We start from the raw sequence: 21,901 nt of genomic DNA on the forward strand, positions 1-21,901 counted from the left end.
TTACACGATTGTGCGGAGATAGTCGGCCAGTACCGACGCGTGGCTGTGGGCGAGGTCCTTGCTCGCCGTGAGCAGCACGATGGGGCGCGTGTCCGCTGTGGGTGTGACGCGCTCCAGGTACTCGCGGACGGGACGTGCGTCGAGTTCTGCGAGATATTTCGCGGAAAACGTGTCGAAGCGAGTCGCGTCGTGGCCGTACCACTTTCGTAGTTCGGTAGAGGGCGCCAATTCCTTGGCCCAGTCGTCGAACGGCAACTCGTCGCGTCGTATCCCGCGCGGCCAGAGTCGATCCACTAACAGTCGCACTGACTTTTCGGCGTCGGACATTTCGTAGACCCGTTCTACGACAATTTTTCGACGCTTCACGATCGACACCTCATGCATCGATTGTGGTTCACATCGTGGAATAGGTCGACACCTCGATGTGATGGGGCTCACATTATAATGACTTGTATCTAGGTAAAGATACTGTTCGGACTCGATTCAGATGAAGAAAGTAGTTCTCCGTGTTCACTTTCCACGGAGAAGTCTGGCTAGTATCAGTCACCATTCACCCAAAAGCGGGTCATCTTCCGCTCATCCCATGTTGGCCGCCGCTCATCGCAGCAGGCGAACCACCAACCGCAGAAGGTAATGGAACAAATGGAAACATCGAAGAGCGCACAAGTGCGTCCGTCGGTCGGCGTCCCTCGGGAGTCGAGTGACGGTGAGCGTCGGGTCGCGTTGGTGCCGAAGATCGTCGCGGCTCTGATCGGTAAGGGCGTCGACGTTGTTGTCGAGTCCGGTGCCGGTCTGGGTGCCTTGATCCCGGACGAGTTGTACACCGCTGCCGGCGCGAAGATCGGCGATCCGTGGACCGCCGATGTTGTTGTCAAGGTCGCGCCGCCGTCGTCGGACGAGATCGGCAAGATCAGCTCCGGCGCGAAGTTGATCGGGTTCCTGAACCCGCGCAACGCGGACAACCGCATCGCCGAGCTCAAGGCTGCCGGGATCGAGGGGTATGCGGTGGAAGCTATTCCGCGTATTTCCCGCGCCCAGGTGATGGACGCTCTGTCCTCGCAGGCAAATGTGTCCGGCTACAAGGCTGTATTGCTGGCGGCGTCGGAGTCGACGCGATTCTTCCCGATGCTCACCACGGCCGCCGGTACGGTCAAGCCCGCGACGGTGCTTGTTCTCGGTGTCGGTGTTGCCGGTCTGCAGGCACTGGCCACGGCGAAGCGTCTCGGTGGCCGCGCCACCGGCTACGACGTGCGACCTGAGGTAGCCGATCAGGTGCGCTCGGTGGGCGCTCAGTGGCTCGATCTCGGTATCGACGCAGCCGGTGAGGGCGGATACGCCCGTGAGCTCACCGACGACGAGCGCGCGAAGCAGCAGCAGGCTCTCGAAGACGCCATCAAGGGTTTCGACGTCGTGATCACCACGGCGTTGGTTCCGGGTCGTCCCGCTCCGCGTTTGGTGACCGCGGCCGCTGTGGAGGGTATGAAGCCCGGCAGCGTTGTCGTGGACCTCGCCGGTGAGACGGGTGGAAACTGCGAGTTGACCGAGCCGGGTCAGACCGTCGTCAAGCACGGCGTCACGATTTGCTCGCCGCTGAATTTGCCGGCGTCGATGCCCGAGCATGCCTCGGAGCTGTACTCGAAGAACATTTCCGCGCTGATCGAACTGATGTTGGTGGAAGGCGCACTCGCGCCCGATTTCTCCGACGAGGTTCTGGCCGGTGCGTGCGTCACCCGTGAAGAGAAGGGCGCCTGATGTACACATCGTTGTTGTCGAATATCGCGATCCTGGTGTTGTCCGGGTTCGTCGGTTTCGCGGTGATCTCGAAGGTCCCGAACACTCTGCACACCCCGCTGATGTCGGGTACCAACGCCATCCACGGCATCGTCGTCCTCGGCGCACTCGTGGTTTTGGGCAAGGTACACGATCCGTCCATCGGACTGCAGATCATCTTGTTTGTCGCACTTGTCTTCGGAACGGTCAACGTTGTCGGTGGCTTTGTGGTCACGGACCGCATGCTGGCGATGTTCAAGGCCAAGCCCGCCGCCAAGACTGTTTCGAAGGATGGTGACCAGTAATGGAATACCTGGTCAATGGTTTGTACATTGTCGCGTTCTCGATGTTCATCTACGGTCTCATGGGTCTTACCGGCCCGAAGACCGCGGTGCGCGGCAACCAGATCGCCGCTGTCGGCATGCTCATCGCCGTCATCGCGACGCTGATTTCCATCCGTGACACGGAGATGGGGAACTGGATCCTCATCGCGGCCGGTCTGATCATCGGTGTTGTGCTCGGTGTTCCGCCGGCGCTGCGCACGAAGATGACGGCCATGCCGCAGTTGGTGGCACTGTTCAACGGTGTCGGCGGCGGTACTGTCGCGTTGATCGCGTACGCAGAATTTCTCGACTCGGACGGTTTCACCGCGTTCCAGCACGGTGAGTCCCCGACGGTGCACATTGTCATCGCATCGCTCTTCGCTGCGGTGATCGGTTCGATCTCCTTCTGGGGCAGCGTGATTGCGTTCCTGAAGTTGCAGGAAACCCTGCCGGGTCGCCCGATCGGCATCGGCAAGTTGCAGCAACCCCTCAATGCTCTGCTGCTCATCGCCGCTGTTGCGTTCTCGGTGATCATCGGTATCAAGGCGATCTCCCCGGAAGGCCCGACCAGTTCCCTCTGGATCGTCGGTGTCCTCGTACTTTCGGGCATCCTCGGCTTGATGGTGGTGCTGCCTATCGGCGGCGCCGACATGCCCGTCGTGATCTCGCTGCTCAACGCCCTCACCGGTTTGTCGGCTGCTGCAGCAGGTTTGGCGCTCGACAACCAGGCCATGATCGTGGCCGGCATGATCGTCGGCGCGTCGGGCACCATCTTGACCAACCTCATGGCGAAGGCCATGAACCGTTCCATCCCGGCTATTGTTGCCGGCGGTTTCGGTGGCGGCGGCGGAGAAGCCGCATCCTCCGACGGTGTCGTGCGCACCGCGAAGGCGACCTCCGCGGCCGATGCTGCTATCCAGATGGCGTACGCCAATCAGGTGATCGTGGTTCCCGGTTACGGTTTGGCCGTGGCGCAGGCTCAGCACGCCGTCAAGGACATGGCGAAGTTGCTCGAGTCGAAGGGCGTCGAGGTCAAGTACGCCATTCACCCCGTTGCCGGTCGCATGCCCGGCCACATGAATGTTCTTCTCGCCGAGGCGGATGTCTCGTACGACGCGATGAAGGAAATGGACGACATCAACGACGAGTTCTCCCGCACCGACGTCACGTTGGTGATCGGCGCGAACGATGTCACCAACCCGTCGGCGCGTAATGATCCGAACTCGCCGATTCACGGGATGCCGATCCTGAACGTGGATCAGTCGAAGTCGGTCATCGTGCTCAAGCGTTCGATGAACTCCGGCTTCGCCGGTATCGACAACCCGCTGTTCTTCGCCGAGGGCACGTCGATGCTCTTCGGTGACGCGAAGAAGTCCGTCGCCGAGGTCACGGAAGAACTCAAGGCTCTGTAAGTTTTTCTGCTTCAGAAAAGGGCGCCTACTCACGAGGGTGAGTAGGCGCCCTTTCGGTTTACAGGTGGATGCTCCGATCGCGGGAGAATGCGATGGCTGCCGTATCCGGTCGTGCTGCTTCACGTTTGGCGGCGACCGGCGAGTGCTCCATCAGAATGGCTGCCACACAACCCCAGGCTGCTGCGATCAGGAGCCCGGCAACCACACCGAATATTCCGCTCATCTCGGTGGCGACCACACTGACCGCTACCGCGGCAACAGCTGAGATGCCCAGTCCGACAATGACGGGCCGCCACCGCGGCGCAGAGATCAGAACCGCCGAACCGTACAGCGCTGCTGCGGCAACAACATGCCCGCTGGGAAGCAAGGCCGTCGGCGCATCCGTGAGCCATGAACCCAGCGCAGCACTGGTCAGATTTGCGCCCACCCCGAGCATGAGTATGGCGCCGATACCGTACGGCAATGTGCGGATCATCGAGACCGCGGCGAGGGCGGCGGTGGCCGTCAATACCGCCGTGACGTCCACGATGCGGACGATCTGATCGGCAATGGATCTCAACGATTCCGGAACAGTGACCGTCGGTGAATCAGGTCGGAGAAAGTACAAAATACCGAGCGCTGCGGCACACAATGCGGCAAGGGCGAGGAAGCGGGTTGTAGCGGATGGGGAGTGGGGGGCGGAGGTCGAGACGGTCACATGTCCAGCATCCCTGCTTTGTCTGTGACAAGCGTGAGGATCAGCTGTGATCTCGGTGGGTGGTCGAAGAATCGCGACGAACGACACCGGCGGACAGTGCTGCGACCAGCACACAGAGAAGTGGGATGAGCATCGCTGTGGTGAGTGGCACAATCTGTGTCGCCCAGCCGATCGTCGCGGGGCCGGCAAGAAACCCGATGTAGCCCAAACCCACAACCCGAGACATGTTGGTACCAGCAGATCCTGAGCCCAGGTTGCCGGCGGTCGTGAAGATCTGGGGGATGCATCCGGACAGTCCGGCGCCGAAGAGTGCCCAGCCGAACAGCGTGAGCGGAAGCCACCCGGACAGAACGACTGTCAACATTCCCACCGAAGCGATCATGGCGCCGTAGCGAACAACCGCGACGGGGCCGAGTGCGGCACTGATTCGATCTGCCGTGAATCGGCCGACTGTCATCATCGCCGAGAAAGCTCCGAAGGACAGGGCTGCAACGGCATTCGAGACGCCGAGATCTTCCTTGACTTGTAGTGCACTCCAATCGTTTGCCACACCTTCGGCGAGCATGAGGACAAACGCCAGTGCGCCCAGTGCAAGCACCTTGGCAGAGAAGTGGCCGTGCGGTTGTTCCGTTGCGACGTCGTCGGCGTGGTGCAGGGCACGGGGCAGCAGTGGCCGGGAGCAGATTGTGACGGCACCAAAGCCGACCAGTGATGCGGCGGTCAGCGTAACGGAGGGTGCAAGGCCGAGTGCCAGAGTGCCCGCTCCGATGACCGAACCCACCACTCCGCCAACAGAGAACATGCCATGGAATGCGGACATGATCGGCCGCCGGTACAACTGTTCGGCCTCGACGGCTTGGGAATTCATCGAGACATCCAAGGCGCCGTTGGCAAAACCGAAAGCCACCAGTGCAGCGCCCAATTGCCACGCGTTGGTGGCAAATCCCGGACCGAGCACGGCGGCGGACAGGCCGGTTCCCGCCAGGATTACCATCCTTCGGCTCCCGTAGCGGTCGGCGAGCGGGCCACTGAGCTGCATGCCGGCAATGGCGCCCACGGCCAGCAGGAGAAGCAGAGACCCCAGCGTGGAGTGGCTGATGCCGACGCGGTGCTCGATCGACGGGATGTGCACCACCCACATCGCGAGCAGGAAGCCGTTGATACCGAAGATGCCGAAAATGCCGGCGCGTGCGCGAATCAGAGTGGGAGAGGGGGCGATGCTCACCGTGACAGTCTGCCAGGGCTGAGAGTGCGTCACAGATGGGCGAGTAGGACCGCGGGGTCGGCGAGCATCGACGCCACGAGCGTGAGGAACTGCGACGCCTGTTGTCCGTCGAGGGCGCGATGGTCGAATGTCAGCGAGAGCGTCGCAACATGTCGAATGACAATCTGCCCGCCGCGAACCCACGGTCGCTCGTTCACGCTCCCCAGAGCGAGGATGGCAGCCTCGCCCGGATTGAGGAGTGCAACACCACCGTCGACGCCGAAGACCCCGACATTCGTGATCGTGACCGTGCCGCCGGTGAGATGCTCGACGTCGGTTCGGCCGGCGCGGGCCGTCGACGTCAGTTCGGTGATGAGGCGTGCAATTTCTCGTAGTGTCAGGCTGCCTGCGTCTTTGATGTTGGGAACGAGGAGTCCGCGGTCCGACGCCACGGCAATTCCCAGATTGATCCGTGGATGCTCAACACTGCGTTCGGCCGCCTCGTCCCACGTCGCATTGATACTCGGGTGCGACGCTATGGCCGTCACCAGAGATTTCGCGGCAAGAGTCAACGGCGTGACCGAGCAGTTCTCGAAGTCGGCGGATGTGCGCAGTGTGTCTAAGAGTTTCATCGACGCGGTGACGTCGATCGTGACGAATACCGTTGCCTGGGGTGCGCGGGCGCTGCCGGTCATCGCCCGTGCCATCTCTCTGTGCTGCGCGGGTGCGGGCGGGACTCGCTTGCGTCGGCGGCTTGCATGAGCCGTCTGCGGCCCGTAGCCGACCAGGACAGGCGGAGTCGACGTACTCGCACCAGCCGAGTCCGTACTCTCGATGCGAATGATCGCCGCCCCCACTGCCACGGACTCGCCGGGTTCGGCAAGAAGTTCGGTGACAACTCCGGCGTACGGCGACGGAAGTTCGACTTGTGCCTTGGCGGTTTCGACGTCGGCAATCACCTGATCGATGCGCACGTGTTCGCCGACATCAACGTGCCACGACACCAATTCGGCGCTTGTGAGACCCTCACCGAGATCGGGAAGTCGGAACTCCGCGGTAGTCATGCGGCCAGCACTTCATCGAGTGCGTCGAGGATTCGATCCGCGTCCGGTAGGTGGAACTGTTCGAGTTTGGCTGGGGGATAGGGGATGTCGAAACCCGTCACGCGTCGCACAGGAGCCTTGAGGTCGTAGAAGCACTCGTATGCGGCATGCGCGGCGATTTCGGCGCCCATCCCGAGAAACATCGGTGCCTCGTGGACGATGACAAGCCGCCCGGTCCGTCGTACCGACTTGTCGAGCGTGTCGAAGTCGATCGGGGAGAGCGATCGAAGGTCGATCACTTCGAGGTGATGGCCTTCGTCCTCGGCGATTTCCGCTGCTTCCAAGGCTGTAGCCACCATAGATCCGTAGGCAACAACAGTGGCATCGCTGCCGGGGCGGATTACCCGCGCACTGTGCAGTGGCAGTGGCGGTTCCGCGCTCAGATCCACCTCAGCCGAGTCCCAGTAGCGCCGCTTCGGTTCGAGGAATACCACCGGATCGTCGGACTCGACGGCTTGCCGGATCATGTGGAACCCGTCGGCCGGATTGCTCGGGTACACCACCCTCAGCCCCGCAGTGTGGGCGAAGTAGGCCTCCGGTGATTCCGAATGATGTTCCACGGCACCGATTCCGCCGCCGCTGGGGATGCGAATCGTGATGGGTGCGCGCACCCGACCCTGGGTGCGGTAGTGGATCTTCGCGACTTGCGAGACGATCTGGTCGAAGGCCGGGTAGACAAATCCGTCGAACTGTATTTCGCACACCGGCCGGTAGCCGCGCAGCGCCAGGCCGAAAGCGGTTCCCACGATGCCGGATTCGGCGAGTGGCATGTCGATGACTCGGTTCTCGCCAAAATCCTTCTGCAGTGCATCGGTGACCCGGAAAACGCCGCCGAGCCGGCCGACGTCCTCGCCGAGGATCACGACATGGTGGTCACTCTCGAGTGCGCGTCGTAGCCCGGTGTTGAGGGCGGTCACCAGATTGACGAGCGTCATGACACGACCTCCTGATTGTCGAAACTTGCCAGATACTCCTGGTGCTGCGCACGTTCGTGATCGATCAACGGATGGGGTCCGGTGTAGACGTGATCGAACAGTGCCGAGGGCGGTGGATCAGGAAAGCCGATTGTGTTGCGTCGTAGAACGGAAGCGACTTCGTCGGCAGCCGAGGCAATCTCGGTGGCTACCTTGTCATCGAGAAGTCCGCGCGAGGTGAGAAACAACCGCATCCGCTCGATCGGATCGCGGGCCCGCCACTGCGCCATGTCCGTGTCGGAGCGGTACCTCGATGGATCGTCGGAGGTGGTGTGTGGACCCATGCGGCAGGTGATCGCTTCGATGAACGTCGGCCCGCTTCCCTCACGGGCGTGGGCCAGCGCCTTTCGAGTGACTGCCAAGACGGCGAGTACGTCATTTCCGTCAACGCGATACGACGGAATGCCGTAGCCGTCGGCGCGGTGTGAGATCGGTGTGCGGGACTGCAGTGAGACCGGTTCGCTGATGGCCCACTGATTGTTCTGACAGAAGAAGACAACGCCGGCGCGGAAGCTGGCGGCAAATCCCAGTGCTTCGGCGATATCGCCCTGGCTGGTGGCGCCGTCACCAAAATAGGCGATGGTGGCGATTTCTGCGCCGTCGAGGTGAGCACCCAGTGCGTAGCCTGTTGCGTGAAGTCCCTGGGACCCGACAACGATTGCCGGGTTGGTCACATTGAATTCTTCTGGGTCCCAGGCAGAATGGGCACACCCGCGCCACAAGACCGTCAGCGCGTGGGGCGGAACTCCGCGGCAGTAGGCGACGGCGTGCTCACGATAGGAGGTGAATGCAAAATCGTCAGGCTCCAGAGCGCGTGCTGATCCGACCTGCGCGGCTTCCTGGCCCAAGAGCGGTGCCCATAAACCGATTTCGCCTTGGCGTTGAAGTGTTACCGCGGTGGTGTCGATTCGGCGACTGATCACGAGGTCGCGGTACAACGACAGGTAATCGTCTCGATCCAGGTTTGCGATCAGACGGTCGTATTCCGGTCGGCACACCCGCGCGCCGTCCGGTTGAATGAGTTGGACTGGATAATCGAGGTTGTCGATCATCGTGAGTTCACCTCGGTTTCTGCTCCTGCCCGACGCGCCTTGTGGGCGATTCGAGCAATCCCGATGCGATATTCAGTTTTTCGGTGCTGTACTTCCAGCATCCCCCTCGACGCAGAATCCGCAAGTACTTGCGGGTTTCGAAGAGGGACAGACCGTCACAGTTTCCGAACCGGTGGGTAACAAAGGTGTCGGAACCACCCGCCGCAACGATTTCTCCGGCTAGCATCGGTGCGGTGAACGCAGTCGGACTGAACGAAGATGCTGTTTCAGGGTGGATCGCCGAGCTGGGCGTCGGCGCCACCACGCCACTGACTTTCGAGAGGATCGGCAACGGTCAATCCAATCTCACGTATGCCGTCACCGATGCCGGCGGTGCACGGTGGGTGCTGCGCAGACCTCCGCTCGGCACCTTGTTGGCCTCGGCGCATGACATAGTGCGTGAGCACCGAATCCTGTCGTCGCTGCAAGGTACGGCCGTCCCGGTGCCCAAGATCATCGGAATCACCGAGGATCCGGCTGTGACGGATGCGCCGCTGGTTCTCATGAGTTACGTCGACGGGGTTGTCATCGACGGTGTACCGGTTGCGCAGAAATTGACGGTAGAGCAGCGGCGGAATGTCGGGTTGGCGTTGCCCAAGGCTCTCGCCACTATCCACGGAGTAGATCTCGAAGAGACTGGACTGGAAGATCTGGCCAGTCGTAAGCCGTTTGCGGAGCGGCAGCTCAAGAGATGGTCAGCGCAGTGGGAAAAGTCGAAAACCCGAGATATCCCCGACGTGGAGCGGCTCGCGGACATTCTGCACCGAAACATTCCCGAGCAGACCGAAGTCACCCTGGTTCACGGCGATTTCCACCTCAACAACATCATCACCGATCCGGCTCGAGGCCAGGTGCTGGCAGTGGTGGACTGGGAACTGTGCACGCTGGGTGATCCACTGGCGGATCTTGGTGCGCTACTGGCGTATTGGCCCGAAGCGGGCGACAAAGTTGCCGGGCCGTTCATGGCGTCGACGCTCGAAGGTTTCCCCACTCGCGACGAATTGGTCGACGCCTATGTTGCCGCCACCGGTCGCGACGTGTCGGCCGTGGGCTACTGGCACGTGCTGGCGCTGTGGAAGCTGTCGATCATCGCCGAGGGAGTACTGCGCCGCATTCTCGACGACCCACGCAACCGCGCCGAGCACGGCGGTCCGACCTCGACTCTGATCGACGGAGTTGTTGCGCGCGCAGTCGGGACCGCCGAAAAGCTGGGATTGCACTAAGCGGGGCTGACTTCATTGGCAACAAGCGAACCGGCCGCCTCTTTGATCGCGGCCGGTATCGCGACCGGTGTGCGAGTGACTGCGTCGACGTAGACGTGGACGAACCGTCCCGTGGCAGCGGCGACCCATCTCCCCGCGGCGTCTTCGTGGAAGATCGCGAGCGCGTACACGATGCTCTTGGTGCCCAACTTTTCAATCGAGATGCCGACCTGCAACTGCTCCGGGAACGTGAGTTCACTCAAGTACCGGCACGATGTCTCCGCTACAACCCCGATGGCCGGCAGCGTGCGGATGTCGACGCCGGTGGCGGACATGAGCCACGCGTTCACGGCTGTGTCGAAGTACGAGTAGTAGGTCACGTTGTTGACGTGGCCGTAGTGGTCGTTGTCGTCCCAGCGGGTCGGTACCGGCCAGCGGACGGGAAACTGCTCGATCGAGATGACGGTATCTGCTGCGCTCACGATCTCGACCTTAGCGAGGTCAGTGGACCACTCGTCAGCACGGCTCGGACGATCAACCCGACGAGCAGTGCCCAGAATGCCGATCCGATTCCCAGAACGCTGACGCCGGACGCGGCGATGAGGAACGTGACCACCGCACCTTCACGTTCGGTGGCGTCGCTGAGCGCAGCGGTCAACGACGCTGCCAAGGTTGCCATGAGTGCAAGCCCGGCAACGGTTTCCACTACACCGGCTGGTGCCGCAGCAACAAGAGCTGCGACTGCGGCAGAACCTGCGGCCAGCACCAGGTAGGCCCAACCGGCTGTGCTCGCCGCGATCCACCGCCGCTTCGGATCAGGGTGCGCCGTCGGCGCTGCCGCGAGGGCGGCGCTGATCGCGGCGAGGTTGATGGCGTGCCCGCCGGCGGGGGCTCCGAGAACGGTGCCCAGGCCGGTCACGATCATGGACGGTCGCCACGGAACCGTGTATCCGAACGATTTCATCACCGCCACACCGGGGATGTTCTGCGACGCCATCGTGACGATGTACAGCGGAATCGCGATTCCGATCAGCGCCTGCCACGACCACGACGGCATGGTGAGATCGACGCGGGGAATCATCGCACTGACGTCGAGCGTGTTGTTGTCGGTGGTCGTCAGGCTGATGCAGATCACGACGGCTGCGGTCAGAAATGCCAGTGGAACCGCCCACCGTTTGGAGAACCGTTGTGCCGCAAGCCAGACCACGATGACCGGCACTACAGCCAGCGGTGCGTCCCGGACCGCGAATATCGGAGCCAGGCACAGGGGGAGGAGAACCCCGGCGAGCATTGCCTGTGCCAGCGGTGTCGGGATCGCCGCGATGATCTTGCCCAGTGTCGGCCACAGTCCCGTGAGAACAATGGCAATTCCGACAACGACAAATGCGCCGACCGCAGCAGGCCATCCGCCGTGCACCGCGCCGGCGCCGGCCAGCAGCGCCGCACCCGGCGTCGACCAGGCCAGGGTGATCGGAATCTTGTACCGGCGGGAAAGCCACAGCATGCCCAGTGCTTGAGTCACACACAGAACCAACAGACCTGATGCAGCCTCGGTGGCGTTGGCGCCCACGGCGCTGAGGCCGGTGAGGAGTACTGCGAACGAACTGGTGAATCCCACGAGCGCTGTCACGATCCCCGCGCTGATGGGCTGTGCGTTGCTTACCGTCGCTTCCGGTTCGGTCGTAGATGGGGAGTCCGACATGGTCAGTGATTCTGCCCGACGCCGGAGCAACGGTTCTCAGCGATCCGGTCGGATGGGCGCTGTGACCGCTTTGCCGTAGATGAGGTGAGTCTGCGCGTGCCACACTTCCGGATGGGCGGCCAGGTGATCGATCAGCACCCTCTGCAGATGCGCACTGTCCCGCACGGCGACGTGGAGAAAGAAGTCTTCCGGTCCCGAGACATTGAACAGCGCAAGCGTTTCCGGAAGCGCCAGCGCATCGGCAGTGAACCGGTCGACAAGATCGCGGCGGTGGGGACGCAATTGCACGGCGATGATCGCCTGCATCGACCGGCCAACGGCGGCCGGGTCGACGACGGCATGGATTCCGCTGATCGTTCCGTTTGCCCGCAAGCGCCGCACACGTTCGTGGCACGAGGACGTCGCCAGACCCACTCGGTCGGCCAGAACCTTGTTGGTGATCGACGCATCTTTCTGCAATTCGGCCAAAATCTTCCAGTCCACCGAATCCAGAGGCTCATTTTTAGTCATCTGCCGGATTGTATCCGGATCTGTTTTGAACTGCCCGGATCTGGTTGCACACTCCCTCTATGAACGCATGTGTCGAATCCACTCGGGCGTGAGGCAATTCGTATGAGTCTCACCGAGTGGCTTGCTTTTGGCTCCCTACTTTCCATCGTCTTGTTCACACCTGGCCCGGATTTTGTCCTGATCCTGCGCCATTCCCTGGCAGATCGTCGGACCGGTGCCGTGGTCGCAGCTGGCGTGATCACGGGATTGGTTGTCCATACGGCCGCCGCGTCGCTCGGCCTGTCGGCTCTTGTCGCGACTCGACCGCAACTGCTCTCGGCCCTCACCTATGCCGGCGCGGCATATCTGACCTGGTTGGGGATCTCCGCAATTCGTAGTGCATTCAAAGCTCGAAGTGGTGGCGACACGTTAGTGGCCGCGTCGGAGCCGACCCCGCCGCTGCGGGCATACCGTTACGGGTTCCTGTCCAACCTTCTCAATCCGAAGGCGCTGTTGTTCTTTCTCGGCCTGCTTCCACAGTTTGTCGAACCAGGCGAGGGCGCGGGCCTGCGTACCCTGACGTTGGCCGGCGCCACAGTGGTTGCCGCTGCGCTGTGGTGGGCAGTCGTGGTGGTGCTCGCGGCAGGTGCCGGACGTAAGCTGCGCCGACCTGGCGTCGGAAAGCGCATCGACGTGGTGAGTGGAGTCCTACTTGTCGCGCTTGGTGCTTTCTTCGGTGTTGCTTGAGACGATCGTGCAAGTATGAAGGACATGACTGCACCCGTTCTTGTCGATGTCACCGAACTGGCCTCACTGATCGAGGCCGGCGCCGCGCCGGTCCTGCTCGACGTTCGCTGGGCGCTGGGTGATCCCCACGGCGCCGAGCACTTCCAGTCAGGGCATATTGCCGGAGCGGTATTCGTGGATCTCGACACCGAACTGGCCGCTCCGGCGTCGAGGGAATCGGGGCGTCACCCCTTGCCTGCCATCGAGGACCTGCAGGCCGCGGCACGTCGATGGGGAATCAACGACGGAGATTCGGTGGTCCTGTACGACGCGACGGGGAACACCGCCGCGGCGCGCGGGTGGTGGCTGTTGCGATGGGCCGGACTCGCTGATGTCCGTCTGCTCGACGGTGGGTTGCAAGCCTGGGAAGCGGCCGATTTCCCGGTTGCGGTCGGTGCCGGTTCAGCAATCACCGAGGGCAACGTGACGCTCGACGCCGGACATATGCCGGTTGTCGATATCGACGAGGCGGCCGGGTGGTCGGCGAGCGGTGGTGTGCTTCTCGACGCGCGAGCCGTTGAGCGGTACCGCGGCGAGGTCGAGCCGATCGACCCAGTGGCCGGGCACATTCCCGGTGCGGTCAGTGCACCGACCGGTGAGAACATCGACGGCAATGGAAAGTTTGCCGGCACCGTAGCCTTGCGTGAGCGGTTCTCCGCAGCGGGTGACGGGGACCGCTTTGCCGTGTACTGCGGATCGGGAGTGACTGCGGCGCATCAGATTGCGGCCCTGGCGATAGCGGGCTACGACGCAGCCTTGTTCCCCGGTTCGTGGTCGCAATGGTCCAACGACAGCTCGCGCCCGATAGCCACTGGAGCGTAGTTCTCAGCTGTCGTCTCGTCTGATCAGTGCGGGGACGAAGAACCAGAGCGTGGTGAACATGACGGCGGCGCAGGCGGCCAGAATCTTTGCGCCGACGCCACCCACAGCGATCTCGGCGATCAGGAGCACGGTGCCGGTCATGGACGCCGCGAGAAAACCGGTGCCGCACAAGGCAAATCGGTTGGATATGGTCAGGATGCGCTGACGGTATCCGCCCCGAAAGAGGACTCGATGCCACACTGCCGGTGCCATCAGTAGGCCGAAGGAAATGGCAACCAGCATGACCGTGACCAAGTGAATGGTTTTGATGTACGTCGATTCGTCCTCGTAGCGCTCGGTGAAGGCCACGGCCAGCAGAAACGCGAACAAGATCTGAACACCGGAGAGAGCGACTCGTAGTTCTTGCAGCAGCTCGTTGAAGTTCCGAGCGAGTTGCACGGGAGGGCTCTCCCCGGTGTCGTTCATAGTGTCGAGTTTGTCACGCCCGCGAGTATTCAGAGGCGCGTTGGATCTGTTCGGCACTGGGGCGGACCCCCGTGTACAGCGCAAACTGCTCGGCAGCCTGGAGTGCGATCACCGAGGCGCCCGTGATCACCGTCTTGCCGAGTTCTTCTGCCAGGAGGATCAGGGGAGTGTTCTCTGGCATTGCCACCACGTCGAAAACGACCTGCGCGCCGCGCACCACGACATCCGGGAACGACAGCGCGTCTGCTTCGGGGCCGCCCGCCATCCCGATCGGAGTGGCGTTGATCAGAACGCCGGGACGCAGATCGTCGAGGTCTTCCCGCCACTGGAATCCGTACTGCGAGGCGAGCGCGTCACCGGCAGACTTGTTGCGCGCCACCACGGTGACGTCGGTGAAACCGGTGTCGCGAACCGCCGCGACGACGGCTTTGGCCATGCCGCCGCTGCCGGAGACCGCGACGGAGAGTGATGTGTCGACCTTGTTCTCGCGCAACAGGTTTGCCACAGCCTGGTAGTCGGTGTTGTAGGCGTGCAGGATGCCGTCCTCGTTGACGATGGTGTTGACGGAGTCGATTGCGGACGCGCTGTCGTGCATGACGTCGACATGAGCGATCACCTGCTCCTTGAACGGCATCGACACTCCGCAACCGCGGATGCCCAGTGCGCGGATACCGGCAACCGCTGCGGGAACGTCAGTGGTGGTGAATGCCTTGTAGACGAAGTTGAGGCCCAATTCCTCGTACAGATAGTTGTGGAATCTGGTGCCGATGTTGCTCGGTCGTCCGGATAGCGACATGCACAGAAGTGTGTCCTTGTTGAGGTCGACAGTCATGGCGTCAACTCTAATCCGGGCTACCGTGAACTTCAGGACCGTGATGAGACCCATCCACGCCGGGATCTGCTCCGAATACGAGGTAACCGATCCCACGCATCACTCGTACCTAGCAGAACCGAGACGCATATGGTCACTGACAGCATCGAGGAACACCCGGCCGCGCAGTCACGGCCGCGTCGCAGGTTTGCAGCCCGTGCCATCTCCGGTGTACTTGCCGTAGCCGTGGTTCTGGGGGTAGGCCAACTGGTCGCCCTGCTGATCAATCCGGACTCCTCGCCGTTCTATGCAGTCGGTTCGACCACGGTGGATCGAACGCCGGCATGGGCACGCGAGTTTGCGATCGAGACCTTCGGGACCAACGACAAACCCGCGCTCTTCATCGGAATGTCGATCCTGATCGCGCTGCTCGGCGCACTAGCGGGCGTACTCGAGCGTCCCCGACGCCCGGTGGGTAGTGCGATCCTGATTGCTCTCGGATTGGTGGGTGTCTATGCGGCCTTGAACCGTCCGACGGCTGACGCGATGTACGCGTTCCCCACGATCGTGGGTGTTGTTGCCGGCGTCGTCACGCTGAGGTTGCTGATCGGGCAACTCGACGTAGCGCCCTCGCCTGGTATTCCCGAGACGTGGCTGCCGCGTCGACAGTTTCTGATGCTGGCCGGGGTTGCCGTTGCCGTCGCTGCGGCGGCCGGTGCTGCCGGAAAGTTCGTGGGGCAGCGCATCGCCGGGGCTTCCGCGAACCGTGCGGACTTCGTCGTTCCGACTGCTGCCTCGGCAGCGCCACCGATACCGGCCGCCGCGAACATCGGTGTTGCCGGTGCGTCGACGTACATCACCCCCAACGACGATTTCTATCGGATCGACACGGCACTTCTTGTCCCGCAGCTCACGACGGACTCGTGGGAACTGCGCATCCACGGCATGGTGGACCGCGAGCTGACTTTGTCGTTCGACGATTTGGTCGCCCGGACGCCGATCGAACGGGTCATCACCTTGACATGCGTGTCCAACGAGGTGGGCGGCAACCTCGCGGGCAACGCCACCTGGATCGGCTACCCGATGAAGGACATCCTCGAGGAAGTGGGCGTGCACCCGGACGCGGACATGCTGCTCTCGACCAGCGTCGACGGATTCACTGTCGGCACCCCGGTTGAAGTGGTGACCGACGGACGCGACGCCATGCTTGCCGTGGCGATGAACGGGGAGCCGCTGCCGTTCGAGCACGGATATCCGGTCCGTCAGGTCGTGCCCGGTCTGTACGGTTTTGTCTCCGCGACAAAGTGGGTCACGGAGTGGGAACTCACCAGGTTCGATCAGGTGGACGCCTATTGGACGCAACGAGGATGGGGTGCGCAGGCGCCGATCAAAACGGCGTCTCGGATCGAAGTTCCGGCGTCCTTGGCGCCCGTGAATGCCGGGCAGATTCAGATAGCGGGAACAGCGTGGGCCCAGCATCGCGGTATCAAGGCGGTGGAGGTTCGTGTCGACAACGGGCCGTGGCAACCCGCAACCCTCGCGCAGGAGTATTCGATCGACACATGGCGTCAGTGGTCGTGGATGTGGGACGCGGCGCCGGGGTTGCACACCGTGCAGGTCCGAGCGATCGATCTGGATGGAAACGTTCAGGTCGAGGAACGGACTCCGCCCATCCCTGGCGGTGCAACGGGCTGGCACACAAGGTCTTTTACGGTGAAGTAGGTCAGCAGCGCGCTTCTTCGAGTTCGCGCAGCGTTGTGTGGTCGGCTCGGCTGATCGGTAGTCCGTAACTCACGGCTACGGCGAGGTACTTCCAGGCGTAATAGCAGTGGTACGCAGGATTAGGTGGGAGCCACTGCGCGGGAGTGCTGTCACCTTTCGACTGATTGTCACTTCCCTTGACTGCCAGCAGGTTCAATTCCGTGTCGTTGGCGAACCGCAGGCGCAGGTCCATCGGCCACGTACTTGCCCCGAAATCCCAAGCCGCGGCCAGGGGATAGACGTGGTCGATCTGGACTGCACTTGCCTGGCTGCGATCGAACACGATTCGATCACCGGAGTACGGATCGGTCATCACACCGGACAGTACGACGCAATCGCGGGTTCCGGGCTTGAACGTTGTTTCCGAAAGGTCCTGAGCCAGAACGTTGTTACGGGTATCGCAGCCGTCGTGACCCATCGGGGCGTCCTGGTCGTCGGACCATGCGGGGCCGAAGACACACGCCTGCCCACTCTTGCAGCCGCGCTGATATCCGCCGGGGTGCGGGCGCTGATCGACGACGGATACCCGGTTGAGCAAATCCTCGAGCTGAGTGGTGGTGGGGCTGCCCGGTGCAGAACTCTCGTTGCCGATCCAGCCGCAGGACGTAAGCACACAGGCGAGGATCGTGACCACTATCGCCCACGAACCCCTGCGTCCCACCGTGCCCCTCTCGCTTGACCCTCGCACTTGATCGAGATTCAATCACCAGGTTCCGACAGATCGGCTTCGGATGCGTGGTCGAACTCGATTACCACTTTGCCCGCGCTGTGCCCACTCTCCACAGCAGCAAGTGCTGAGCCGGCCTGCTCGAAGGGAAAGCGCTGCCTCACGGCGGGGTCGAGGGAACCATCGGCCACCAACTCCGCGACCGCCGTGAACACCGCGGTGGTGCGCCGACGTTCTACTCCGCTGCCGCCCAGTTCGGTAGCAGCGACGGAATCGGCGATGCTGATAAGCGGGGCGCCCGGACGCCGCAATGAAGCGGCCCTCTGGAGAGTCTCCCCGCCGACCAGATCGAAGACACCGTCGACCCCGCTGGGCGCGAGAGCGGCAACGGCATCTGCCCACAGATCACCGGAGTCCACCCACAGCGATCCGGTTTCCTCGACGGCGTCCTGCTTGGCTGCGCTGGCCACACCGAGCACAGTGATGCCGCGCGCTCGGGCCAAGGTGAGCGCGCTGGTCCCGACTCCACCGCCCGCGCCGAGCACCAGCAGCGTGGCGCCGGCCGCGAGGTCTAGATCATGAAGGGCGTCGAACGCGGTTCCGCAGGCAACGGGTATCACGGCGGCGTCGGCCCAGGACGCCGCGGTCGGTTTGCGTGCGGCCTGGGAGGCATTGAGCACGGTTGCCTCGGTATATCCGCCGAATCCTGTTGCGGTGGAGCCGAAGACCTCGTCGCCGACGTCGAACTCCGTGACCCGTGGTCCCACGCTGGTGACGACACCTGACACCTCGCGGCCGAGCACTGCCGGCAGTGTCACCGGCACGGTGTCCTTGCGGGTTCCCGCCCGGACCTTCCAGTCCGCCGGATTGACGCCGGCAGCGCGGACGGACACCACAATCTGCCCGGCGCCAGGTGGCGGCAGGGAAACGTCGAAGAACGATTGAGTCTGCGGACCGCCGTACTCGGTGAAACCGTATGCCAGGACCATGACAACAGCCTATGTCGGTAGCACCTGATTGGATGGTCGGATGCTGCATGGACTCTGGTCACCGGGATCGGGGCTCAAACTGTGGGTAGACGGACACGAGGGCGCCGGGGTCGATGATCCCCGCGACCCGGTCAGTGCTGTCCTGCACCGAAAATTCCGTCATCGAGTGAGTATCGCGATGCCTTCCGTGCCGGGTGGGCCGCTGCAGAGTGAGTACGCGGCGGTGGCGCTGGCGCCGGGTGATGCCGTTGACCTGCTGCTTCGGATCAAACCTGCGGACGACCGGGTTGCCGGCGACCTGCATTACCTTGTCCACGTTGTTCGGGGGATCGAGCGTTGGGTGCGGGCAGGGCGGGTTGTTCCCGAACTGGGCCGTGCCGAGGGCAGTTGGTGGCCGCGCTGGCGGCTGCTGATCGACGAGCGTCAGCGCGCGTGGCTGGGTGAGTTGGTTGTTGCGATGCCCCCGGTGCAGCGCGCAGTGGGATCACCTCGAGCCGTTTTGGACGACGTTGTTCTCGAACTGACCGATTCGGTTGTTCGCCGAGTGCTTGGCGAGTCGGTCGACACTCCCACGACCGGGCTGTGGGCGGCATTGGTGCGCGGCGACGCGTTCGACAATGCGGAATTGCGAGTTGCGTCGTCTCTGACGGAATGGCGCGGCACTCTCACCGCACATGAGCCCGACTTGGTCCTGCGGTTGATCGAACCGGAACTGAGCGAGGACGCCGATATCGATGCGGAAGCACTCTGGCGACTGCAAGTGTGCCTTCGGCCGGAAGGTGAAGCCCCCGAACGGATCAGGCTGCACCGTGCCGATGCCGTGCGCCTGCAAGTAGGTAGCCGCAAACTCGAGGAAGCCATCGCTGCCTACCCGCGCTTTCGGGATGTGCCGCGCGACGACGACAGCTTGGACCTTCTACTGCCGACAGCTGTGGTGATGGATCTGGTCGGCCACGGCGCTATCGCCTTGCAGGAGAAGGGAATTACGCTCCTACTGCCTCGGGCGTGGAGCGTCGTGTCGCCGTCGTTGCGCGTGAAAGTCACCTCGGCGTCTTCACCGATCGTTGCCGAGAATCGTACGGTCGGCCTGGATCAGTTGGTGGAATACGACTGGGAGTTGGCGCTCGGAGACAAAGTGCTCACGCCGGAAGAAATGGCGCGCCTGGTCGACGCGAAATCGGATCTTGTTCGCTTGCGCGGTGAGTGGGTCCAAGCTGACCGGGAGGTGCTTGCCCGGGCCGCTCGTTTTGTCGGCGAGCGCCATGCGAGTGGCGACCGGGCCATCATCGAATTGATCAAAGACCTGATCGCCGACGACCTCAAAGACCTTCCCGTCGAAGAAGTGACGGCAACGGGGTGGGCGTCGGCGCTGCTGAACAATTCGGTCGAACCGGCAGAGGTTCCGGTTCCGGCAGAAGTCAATGCCGTGCTGCGGCCCTATCAGCGGCGAGGGCTCAACTGGTTGGCGTACATGAGCGCTCTCGGGTTGGGTGCGGTATTGGCGGACGACATGGGGTTGGGCAAGACGCTCCAACTGTTGGCGCTGCTTGCGCACGAGAAGTCCACGACGCCAACGCTGCTGGTGTGCCCGATGTCGGTGGTCGGCAACTGGCAACGCGAGACGGCGCGGTTTGTTCCGAGCCTACGGGTGTACGTCCATCACGGTTCCGATCGCGCAACGGGCGCGGCGCTCGAGGCCGCAGTACGCAGCCACGATCTGGTGATCACAACGTACGCGTTGATGACGCGTGACGTCGCTGCCCTGAAGGATCTCGATTGGCGACGCGTTGTGCTCGACGAGGCCCAGCACATCAAGAATGCCAAGACATCGCAGGCACGCGCCGCTCGCAGCATCCCAGCGGCACATCGCGTCGCACTGACCGGAACCCCGGTGGAAAACCGTTTGGACGAGCTGCGATCCATCCTCGACTTTGCCAACCGTGGTGTGCTCGGTTCGGAACAGATGTTCCGCAAACGCTTTGTCGTGCCGATCGAACGCGAGAAGGACGAACTTGCCGTTTCGCGGCTGCGCGCCGTCACGTCGCCGTTTGTCCTGCGGCGAGTCAAAACCGATCCCGCTGTCATCTCCGATCTTCCGGAAAAACTCGAGATGACGGTCCGCGCAAATCTCAGCGAAGAGCAAGCTGCTCTCTATCGCGCGGTAGTCGACGACATGATGGCCCAGATCAAGGGCACGGAAGGTATGAAGCGCAAAGGCGCAGTGCTCTCCGCTCTCACCAAACTCAAGCAGGTCTGTAACCATCCGGCGCATTTTCTTCGCGACGGATCTGCGGTGATGCGCCGCGGTCAGCATCGTTCCGGCAAACTCGGATTGATCGAAGACATCGTCGAATCGGTGACTGCGGAAGACGAGAAGGTGTTGCTGTTCACGCAGTTCCGCGAGTTCGGGGAACTGGTGGTGCCCTACCTGTCCGAGCGGTTCAGCACGGGGGTCCCGTTCCTGCACGGCGGTGTGTCGAAGGCCGGCCGCGACACCATGGTCGAGGAGTTCCAGAGTGTCGGCGGTCCGCCGATCATGGTGCTCTCGCTCAAAGCCGGCGGAACGGGACTCAATCTGACCGCCGCGAATCACGTTGTCCATATGGATCGGTGGTGGAATCCCGCGGTCGAGAATCAGGCCACCGACCGTGTGTTCCGCATCGGTCAAAATCGAAATGTCCAGGTCCGCAAGATGGTCTGTGTCGGGACATTGGAAGAACGGATCGACACGATGATCGACACGAAGAGCGAATTGGCCGAGCTGGCCGTCGGAACAGGGGAGAACTGGGTGACGGAGATGAGCGTCGAACAGCTCGGTGAATTGCTCCGACTTGGTGATGATGCGGTGGGCGAATGAGTCCGCGCCGTGGAGGTCCCGATTTCAGTGAATACACCGGCGCGCGTAAGCGAGCGGCGCCGATCAAGTCTCGCCCCGCTTTCGGTCGGACGTTCTGGGGCAAGGCATTTGTCCGGGTCATCGAGCAGATCGGCGACAAGGGCCGGGTCTCGCGAGGTCGAACTTTTGCTCGCTCAGGCAAGGTCTTGCCGCTCGATATTCGGCCGGGACGCGTGACCGGTGAGGCGTGGGGGACACAGCTCGAACCGTTCACCGCCACTCTCGCAGTCAGCACTCTCGACAACACGGATATCGACGACATCATCACCAAACTCCGCCGGGTCCCAGGCTCATTGGCCTCGCTGGTCTCCGGGGTGGTTCCGGACATGCTCGCCGCGCAACTCCTGCCGGACGGGCCGGGCGCGTTCCAATTCGACTGCACCTGTCCCGACGAGGGATGGCCGTGTAAACATGCTGCGGCCGTGGCCTTCCTGACTGCCGAGCGGATCGATACCGATCCGCTGCAACTTCTGATCCTGCGCGGGGTCGATCTCAGCGATCTGATCGGGGGAGTGGAAGACGAGACCACGATCGCGGTCGACGTAGAAAGCTGGTTCGGGGACTCGTCCCTTCTGCCAGGATTGCCGCGAGTCGAATTCCGGGCTGCGATAGACGATCTGGACGTGAACGCGTTGCGGGCCTCGGTGGCTGCGCTGGGATTGGATGTGGCACAGCAAAACGTCGCGCTCGCCGAACTGCGGGCAATTTACCGGCAATTGGACTCCTGAGCTCAACCA

At 62.7% G+C, this 21,901-nt stretch carries 22 protein-coding genes; 9 read left to right on the forward strand and 13 right to left on the reverse strand.

Going from position 1 to position 21,901, the window contains the following annotated elements; genetic code table 11:
• Entirely contained in the window at nucleotides 1-366 is a 366-nt protein-coding gene (locus CJ178_RS29720) for a DUF488 domain-containing protein (RefSeq protein WP_095888751.1), read from the reverse strand.
• Nucleotides 367-642: 276 nt separating this feature from the next.
• Here CJ178_RS29720 and CJ178_RS29725 point away from each other — a divergent pair, with 276 nt between their 5' ends.
• Genes CJ178_RS29725 through CJ178_RS29735 form a run of 3 tightly spaced genes read left to right on the forward strand, consistent with a single transcriptional unit; the run spans nucleotide 643 to nucleotide 3,505 of the window.
• Nucleotides 643-1,752 carry a Re/Si-specific NAD(P)(+) transhydrogenase subunit alpha gene (locus CJ178_RS29725; protein WP_045071404.1) on the forward strand — a complete coding sequence of 370 codons (1,110 nt, stop codon included), beginning with the start codon at nucleotides 643-645 and terminating at the stop codon, nucleotides 1,750-1,752.
• A complete protein-coding gene (locus CJ178_RS29730) occupies nucleotides 1,752-2,075 on the forward strand; it encodes an NAD(P) transhydrogenase subunit alpha (RefSeq protein ID WP_033236042.1) in 324 nt (107 codons plus the stop codon). The genes CJ178_RS29725 and CJ178_RS29730 overlap by 1 nt, the downstream gene beginning before the upstream one ends.
• A complete protein-coding gene (locus CJ178_RS29735) occupies nucleotides 2,075-3,505 on the forward strand; it encodes an NAD(P)(+) transhydrogenase (Re/Si-specific) subunit beta (RefSeq protein ID WP_033236043.1) in 1,431 nt (476 codons plus the stop codon). Before CJ178_RS29730 ends, CJ178_RS29735 begins: the two co-directional genes overlap by 1 nt.
• A gap of 58 nt (nucleotides 3,506-3,563) precedes the next feature.
• Here CJ178_RS29735 and CJ178_RS29740 read toward each other — a convergent pair whose 3' ends face one another.
• The 5 genes from CJ178_RS29740 to pdhA all read right to left on the reverse strand — a co-directional run bounded on the left by CJ178_RS29740 (nucleotide 3,564) and on the right by pdhA (nucleotide 8,535).
• Complete coding sequence (locus CJ178_RS29740; RefSeq protein ID WP_095888615.1) at nucleotides 3,564-4,202, reverse strand: hypothetical protein; 639 nt, start codon at nucleotides 4,200-4,202, stop codon at nucleotides 3,564-3,566.
• A 40-nt stretch (nucleotides 4,203-4,242) separates the two neighbouring features.
• Nucleotides 4,243-5,343 carry an MFS transporter gene (locus CJ178_RS29745; RefSeq protein ID WP_245006186.1) on the reverse strand — a complete coding sequence of 367 codons (1,101 nt, stop codon included), beginning with the start codon at nucleotides 5,341-5,343 and terminating at the stop codon, nucleotides 4,243-4,245.
• Nucleotides 5,344-5,456: 113 nt separating this feature from the next.
• Nucleotides 5,457-6,470, reverse strand: coding sequence for a dihydrolipoamide acetyltransferase family protein (locus CJ178_RS29750; protein WP_095888616.1), 1,014 nt, complete (start codon nucleotides 6,468-6,470; stop codon nucleotides 5,457-5,459).
• Nucleotides 6,467-7,444, reverse strand: coding sequence for an alpha-ketoacid dehydrogenase subunit beta (locus CJ178_RS29755; RefSeq protein ID WP_095888617.1), 978 nt, complete (start codon nucleotides 7,442-7,444; stop codon nucleotides 6,467-6,469). The genes CJ178_RS29750 and CJ178_RS29755 overlap by 4 nt, the downstream gene beginning before the upstream one ends.
• The gene (gene pdhA, locus CJ178_RS29760) at nucleotides 7,441-8,535 is read right to left on the reverse strand and encodes a pyruvate dehydrogenase (acetyl-transferring) E1 component subunit alpha (RefSeq protein WP_095888618.1); all 1,095 of its coding nucleotides are present in this window, start codon (nucleotides 8,533-8,535) and stop codon (nucleotides 7,441-7,443) included. Before pdhA ends, CJ178_RS29755 begins: the two co-directional genes overlap by 4 nt.
• Before the next feature lie 233 nt (nucleotides 8,536-8,768).
• Here pdhA and CJ178_RS29770 point away from each other — a divergent pair, with 233 nt between their 5' ends.
• On the forward strand, nucleotides 8,769-9,797 hold the full coding sequence (locus tag CJ178_RS29770) for a phosphotransferase family protein (RefSeq protein ID WP_095888619.1): 1,029 nt from the start codon (nucleotides 8,769-8,771) through the stop codon (nucleotides 9,795-9,797).
• Here CJ178_RS29770 and CJ178_RS29775 read toward each other — a convergent pair.
• From CJ178_RS29775 to CJ178_RS29785, 3 genes are read right to left on the reverse strand one after another with little or no spacing between them, the layout of a single operon-like run.
• A complete protein-coding gene (locus CJ178_RS29775) occupies nucleotides 9,794-10,258 on the reverse strand; it encodes an acyl-CoA thioesterase (RefSeq protein ID WP_033236050.1) in 465 nt (154 codons plus the stop codon). The genes CJ178_RS29770 and CJ178_RS29775 overlap by 4 nt on opposite strands.
• The gene (locus tag CJ178_RS29780) at nucleotides 10,255-11,478 is read right to left on the reverse strand and encodes a benzoate/H(+) symporter BenE family transporter (RefSeq protein WP_095888620.1); all 1,224 of its coding nucleotides are present in this window, start codon (nucleotides 11,476-11,478) and stop codon (nucleotides 10,255-10,257) included. Before CJ178_RS29780 ends, CJ178_RS29775 begins: the two co-directional genes overlap by 4 nt.
• Nucleotides 11,479-11,514: 36 nt before the next feature.
• Nucleotides 11,515-11,988: an Lrp/AsnC family transcriptional regulator gene (locus CJ178_RS29785; protein ID WP_045071385.1), complete on the reverse strand. Its 474-nt coding sequence runs from the start codon at nucleotides 11,986-11,988 to the stop codon at nucleotides 11,515-11,517.
• 102 nt (nucleotides 11,989-12,090) lie between these two features.
• Here CJ178_RS29785 and CJ178_RS29790 point away from each other — a divergent pair, with 102 nt between their 5' ends.
• Nucleotides 12,091-12,714 carry a LysE family translocator gene (locus CJ178_RS29790; RefSeq protein WP_095888621.1) on the forward strand — a complete coding sequence of 208 codons (624 nt, stop codon included), beginning with the start codon at nucleotides 12,091-12,093 and terminating at the stop codon, nucleotides 12,712-12,714.
• Nucleotides 12,715-12,738: 24 nt separating this feature from the next.
• The gene (locus CJ178_RS29795; protein ID WP_033236133.1) at nucleotides 12,739-13,575 is read left to right on the forward strand and encodes a sulfurtransferase; all 837 of its coding nucleotides are present in this window, start codon (nucleotides 12,739-12,741) and stop codon (nucleotides 13,573-13,575) included.
• A 3-nt stretch (nucleotides 13,576-13,578) separates the two neighbouring features.
• Here CJ178_RS29795 and CJ178_RS29800 read toward each other — a convergent pair whose 3' ends face one another.
• On the reverse strand, nucleotides 13,579-14,040 hold the full coding sequence (locus CJ178_RS29800) for a DUF6328 family protein (RefSeq protein WP_033236054.1): 462 nt from the start codon (nucleotides 14,038-14,040) through the stop codon (nucleotides 13,579-13,581).
• Nucleotides 14,041-14,053: 13 nt separating this feature from the next.
• A complete protein-coding gene (locus tag CJ178_RS29805; RefSeq protein ID WP_033236134.1) occupies nucleotides 14,054-14,872 on the reverse strand; it encodes a shikimate 5-dehydrogenase in 819 nt (272 codons plus the stop codon).
• A 129-nt stretch (nucleotides 14,873-15,001) separates the two neighbouring features.
• Between CJ178_RS29805 and CJ178_RS29810 the strand changes: the two genes are divergently transcribed.
• The gene (locus tag CJ178_RS29810; protein ID WP_095888622.1) at nucleotides 15,002-16,573 is read left to right on the forward strand and encodes a molybdopterin-dependent oxidoreductase; all 1,572 of its coding nucleotides are present in this window, start codon (nucleotides 15,002-15,004) and stop codon (nucleotides 16,571-16,573) included.
• A gap of 1 nt (nucleotide 16,574) precedes the next feature.
• Here CJ178_RS29810 and CJ178_RS29815 read toward each other — a convergent pair whose 3' ends face one another.
• Together CJ178_RS29815 and CJ178_RS29820 are read right to left on the reverse strand one after the other, a co-directional pair.
• Nucleotides 16,575-17,273: an HNH endonuclease family protein gene (locus CJ178_RS29815; RefSeq protein WP_095888623.1), complete on the reverse strand. Its 699-nt coding sequence runs from the start codon at nucleotides 17,271-17,273 to the stop codon at nucleotides 16,575-16,577.
• A 38-nt stretch (nucleotides 17,274-17,311) separates the two neighbouring features.
• Nucleotides 17,312-18,268 carry an NADP-dependent oxidoreductase gene (locus CJ178_RS29820; protein ID WP_095888624.1) on the reverse strand — a complete coding sequence of 319 codons (957 nt, stop codon included), beginning with the start codon at nucleotides 18,266-18,268 and terminating at the stop codon, nucleotides 17,312-17,314.
• A gap of 40 nt (nucleotides 18,269-18,308) precedes the next feature.
• On the opposite strand from CJ178_RS29820, the gene CJ178_RS29825 reads away from it, so the two are divergent.
• Both CJ178_RS29825 and CJ178_RS29830 read left to right on the forward strand, forming a co-directional pair.
• Nucleotides 18,309-21,125: a DEAD/DEAH box helicase gene (locus CJ178_RS29825; protein WP_095888625.1), complete on the forward strand. Its 2,817-nt coding sequence runs from the start codon at nucleotides 18,309-18,311 to the stop codon at nucleotides 21,123-21,125.
• Complete coding sequence (locus CJ178_RS29830) at nucleotides 21,122-21,892, forward strand: SWIM zinc finger family protein (protein ID WP_095888626.1); 771 nt, start codon at nucleotides 21,122-21,124, stop codon at nucleotides 21,890-21,892. The genes CJ178_RS29825 and CJ178_RS29830 overlap by 4 nt, the downstream gene beginning before the upstream one ends.
• Nucleotides 21,893-21,901: the final 9 nt, after the last annotated feature.

The organism is Rhodococcus sp. ACPA4 (assembly GCF_002300185.1).
Taxonomy (GTDB): domain Bacteria; phylum Actinomycetota; class Actinomycetes; order Mycobacteriales; family Mycobacteriaceae; genus Rhodococcus_F; species Rhodococcus_F globerula.

Coding starts and splice junctions, on each gene's coding strand:
- CJ178_RS29725 (WP_045071404.1), top strand. CDS start 643: ATGGAAACATCGAAGAGCGCACAAGTGCGTCCGTCGGTCGGCGTCCCT.
- CJ178_RS29730 (WP_033236042.1), top strand. CDS start 1,752: ATGTACACATCGTTGTTGTCGAATATCGCGATCCTGGTGTTGTCCGGG.
- CJ178_RS29735 (WP_033236043.1), top strand. CDS start 2,075: ATGGAATACCTGGTCAATGGTTTGTACATTGTCGCGTTCTCGATGTTC.
- CJ178_RS29745 (WP_245006186.1), bottom strand. CDS start 5,343: ATGTGGGTGGTGCACATCCCGTCGATCGAGCACCGCGTCGGCATCAGC.
- CJ178_RS29750 (WP_095888616.1), bottom strand. CDS start 6,470: ATGACTACCGCGGAGTTCCGACTTCCCGATCTCGGTGAGGGTCTCACA.
- CJ178_RS29755 (WP_095888617.1), bottom strand. CDS start 7,444: ATGACGCTCGTCAATCTGGTGACCGCCCTCAACACCGGGCTACGACGC.
- pdhA (WP_095888618.1), bottom strand. CDS start 8,535: ATGATCGACAACCTCGATTATCCAGTCCAACTCATTCAACCGGACGGC.
- CJ178_RS29780 (WP_095888620.1), bottom strand. CDS start 11,478: ATGTCGGACTCCCCATCTACGACCGAACCGGAAGCGACGGTAAGCAAC.
- CJ178_RS29785 (WP_045071385.1), bottom strand. CDS start 11,988: ATGACTAAAAATGAGCCTCTGGATTCGGTGGACTGGAAGATTTTGGCC.
- CJ178_RS29790 (WP_095888621.1), top strand. CDS start 12,091: ATGAGTCTCACCGAGTGGCTTGCTTTTGGCTCCCTACTTTCCATCGTC.
- CJ178_RS29795 (WP_033236133.1), top strand. CDS start 12,739: ATGACTGCACCCGTTCTTGTCGATGTCACCGAACTGGCCTCACTGATC.
- CJ178_RS29800 (WP_033236054.1), bottom strand. CDS start 14,040: ATGAACGACACCGGGGAGAGCCCTCCCGTGCAACTCGCTCGGAACTTC.
- CJ178_RS29805 (WP_033236134.1), bottom strand. CDS start 14,872: ATGACTGTCGACCTCAACAAGGACACACTTCTGTGCATGTCGCTATCC.
- CJ178_RS29810 (WP_095888622.1), top strand. CDS start 15,002: ATGGTCACTGACAGCATCGAGGAACACCCGGCCGCGCAGTCACGGCCG.
- CJ178_RS29820 (WP_095888624.1), bottom strand. CDS start 18,268: ATGGTCCTGGCATACGGTTTCACCGAGTACGGCGGTCCGCAGACTCAA.
- CJ178_RS29825 (WP_095888625.1), top strand. CDS start 18,309: ATGCTGCATGGACTCTGGTCACCGGGATCGGGGCTCAAACTGTGGGTA.
- CJ178_RS29830 (WP_095888626.1), top strand. CDS start 21,122: ATGAGTCCGCGCCGTGGAGGTCCCGATTTCAGTGAATACACCGGCGCG.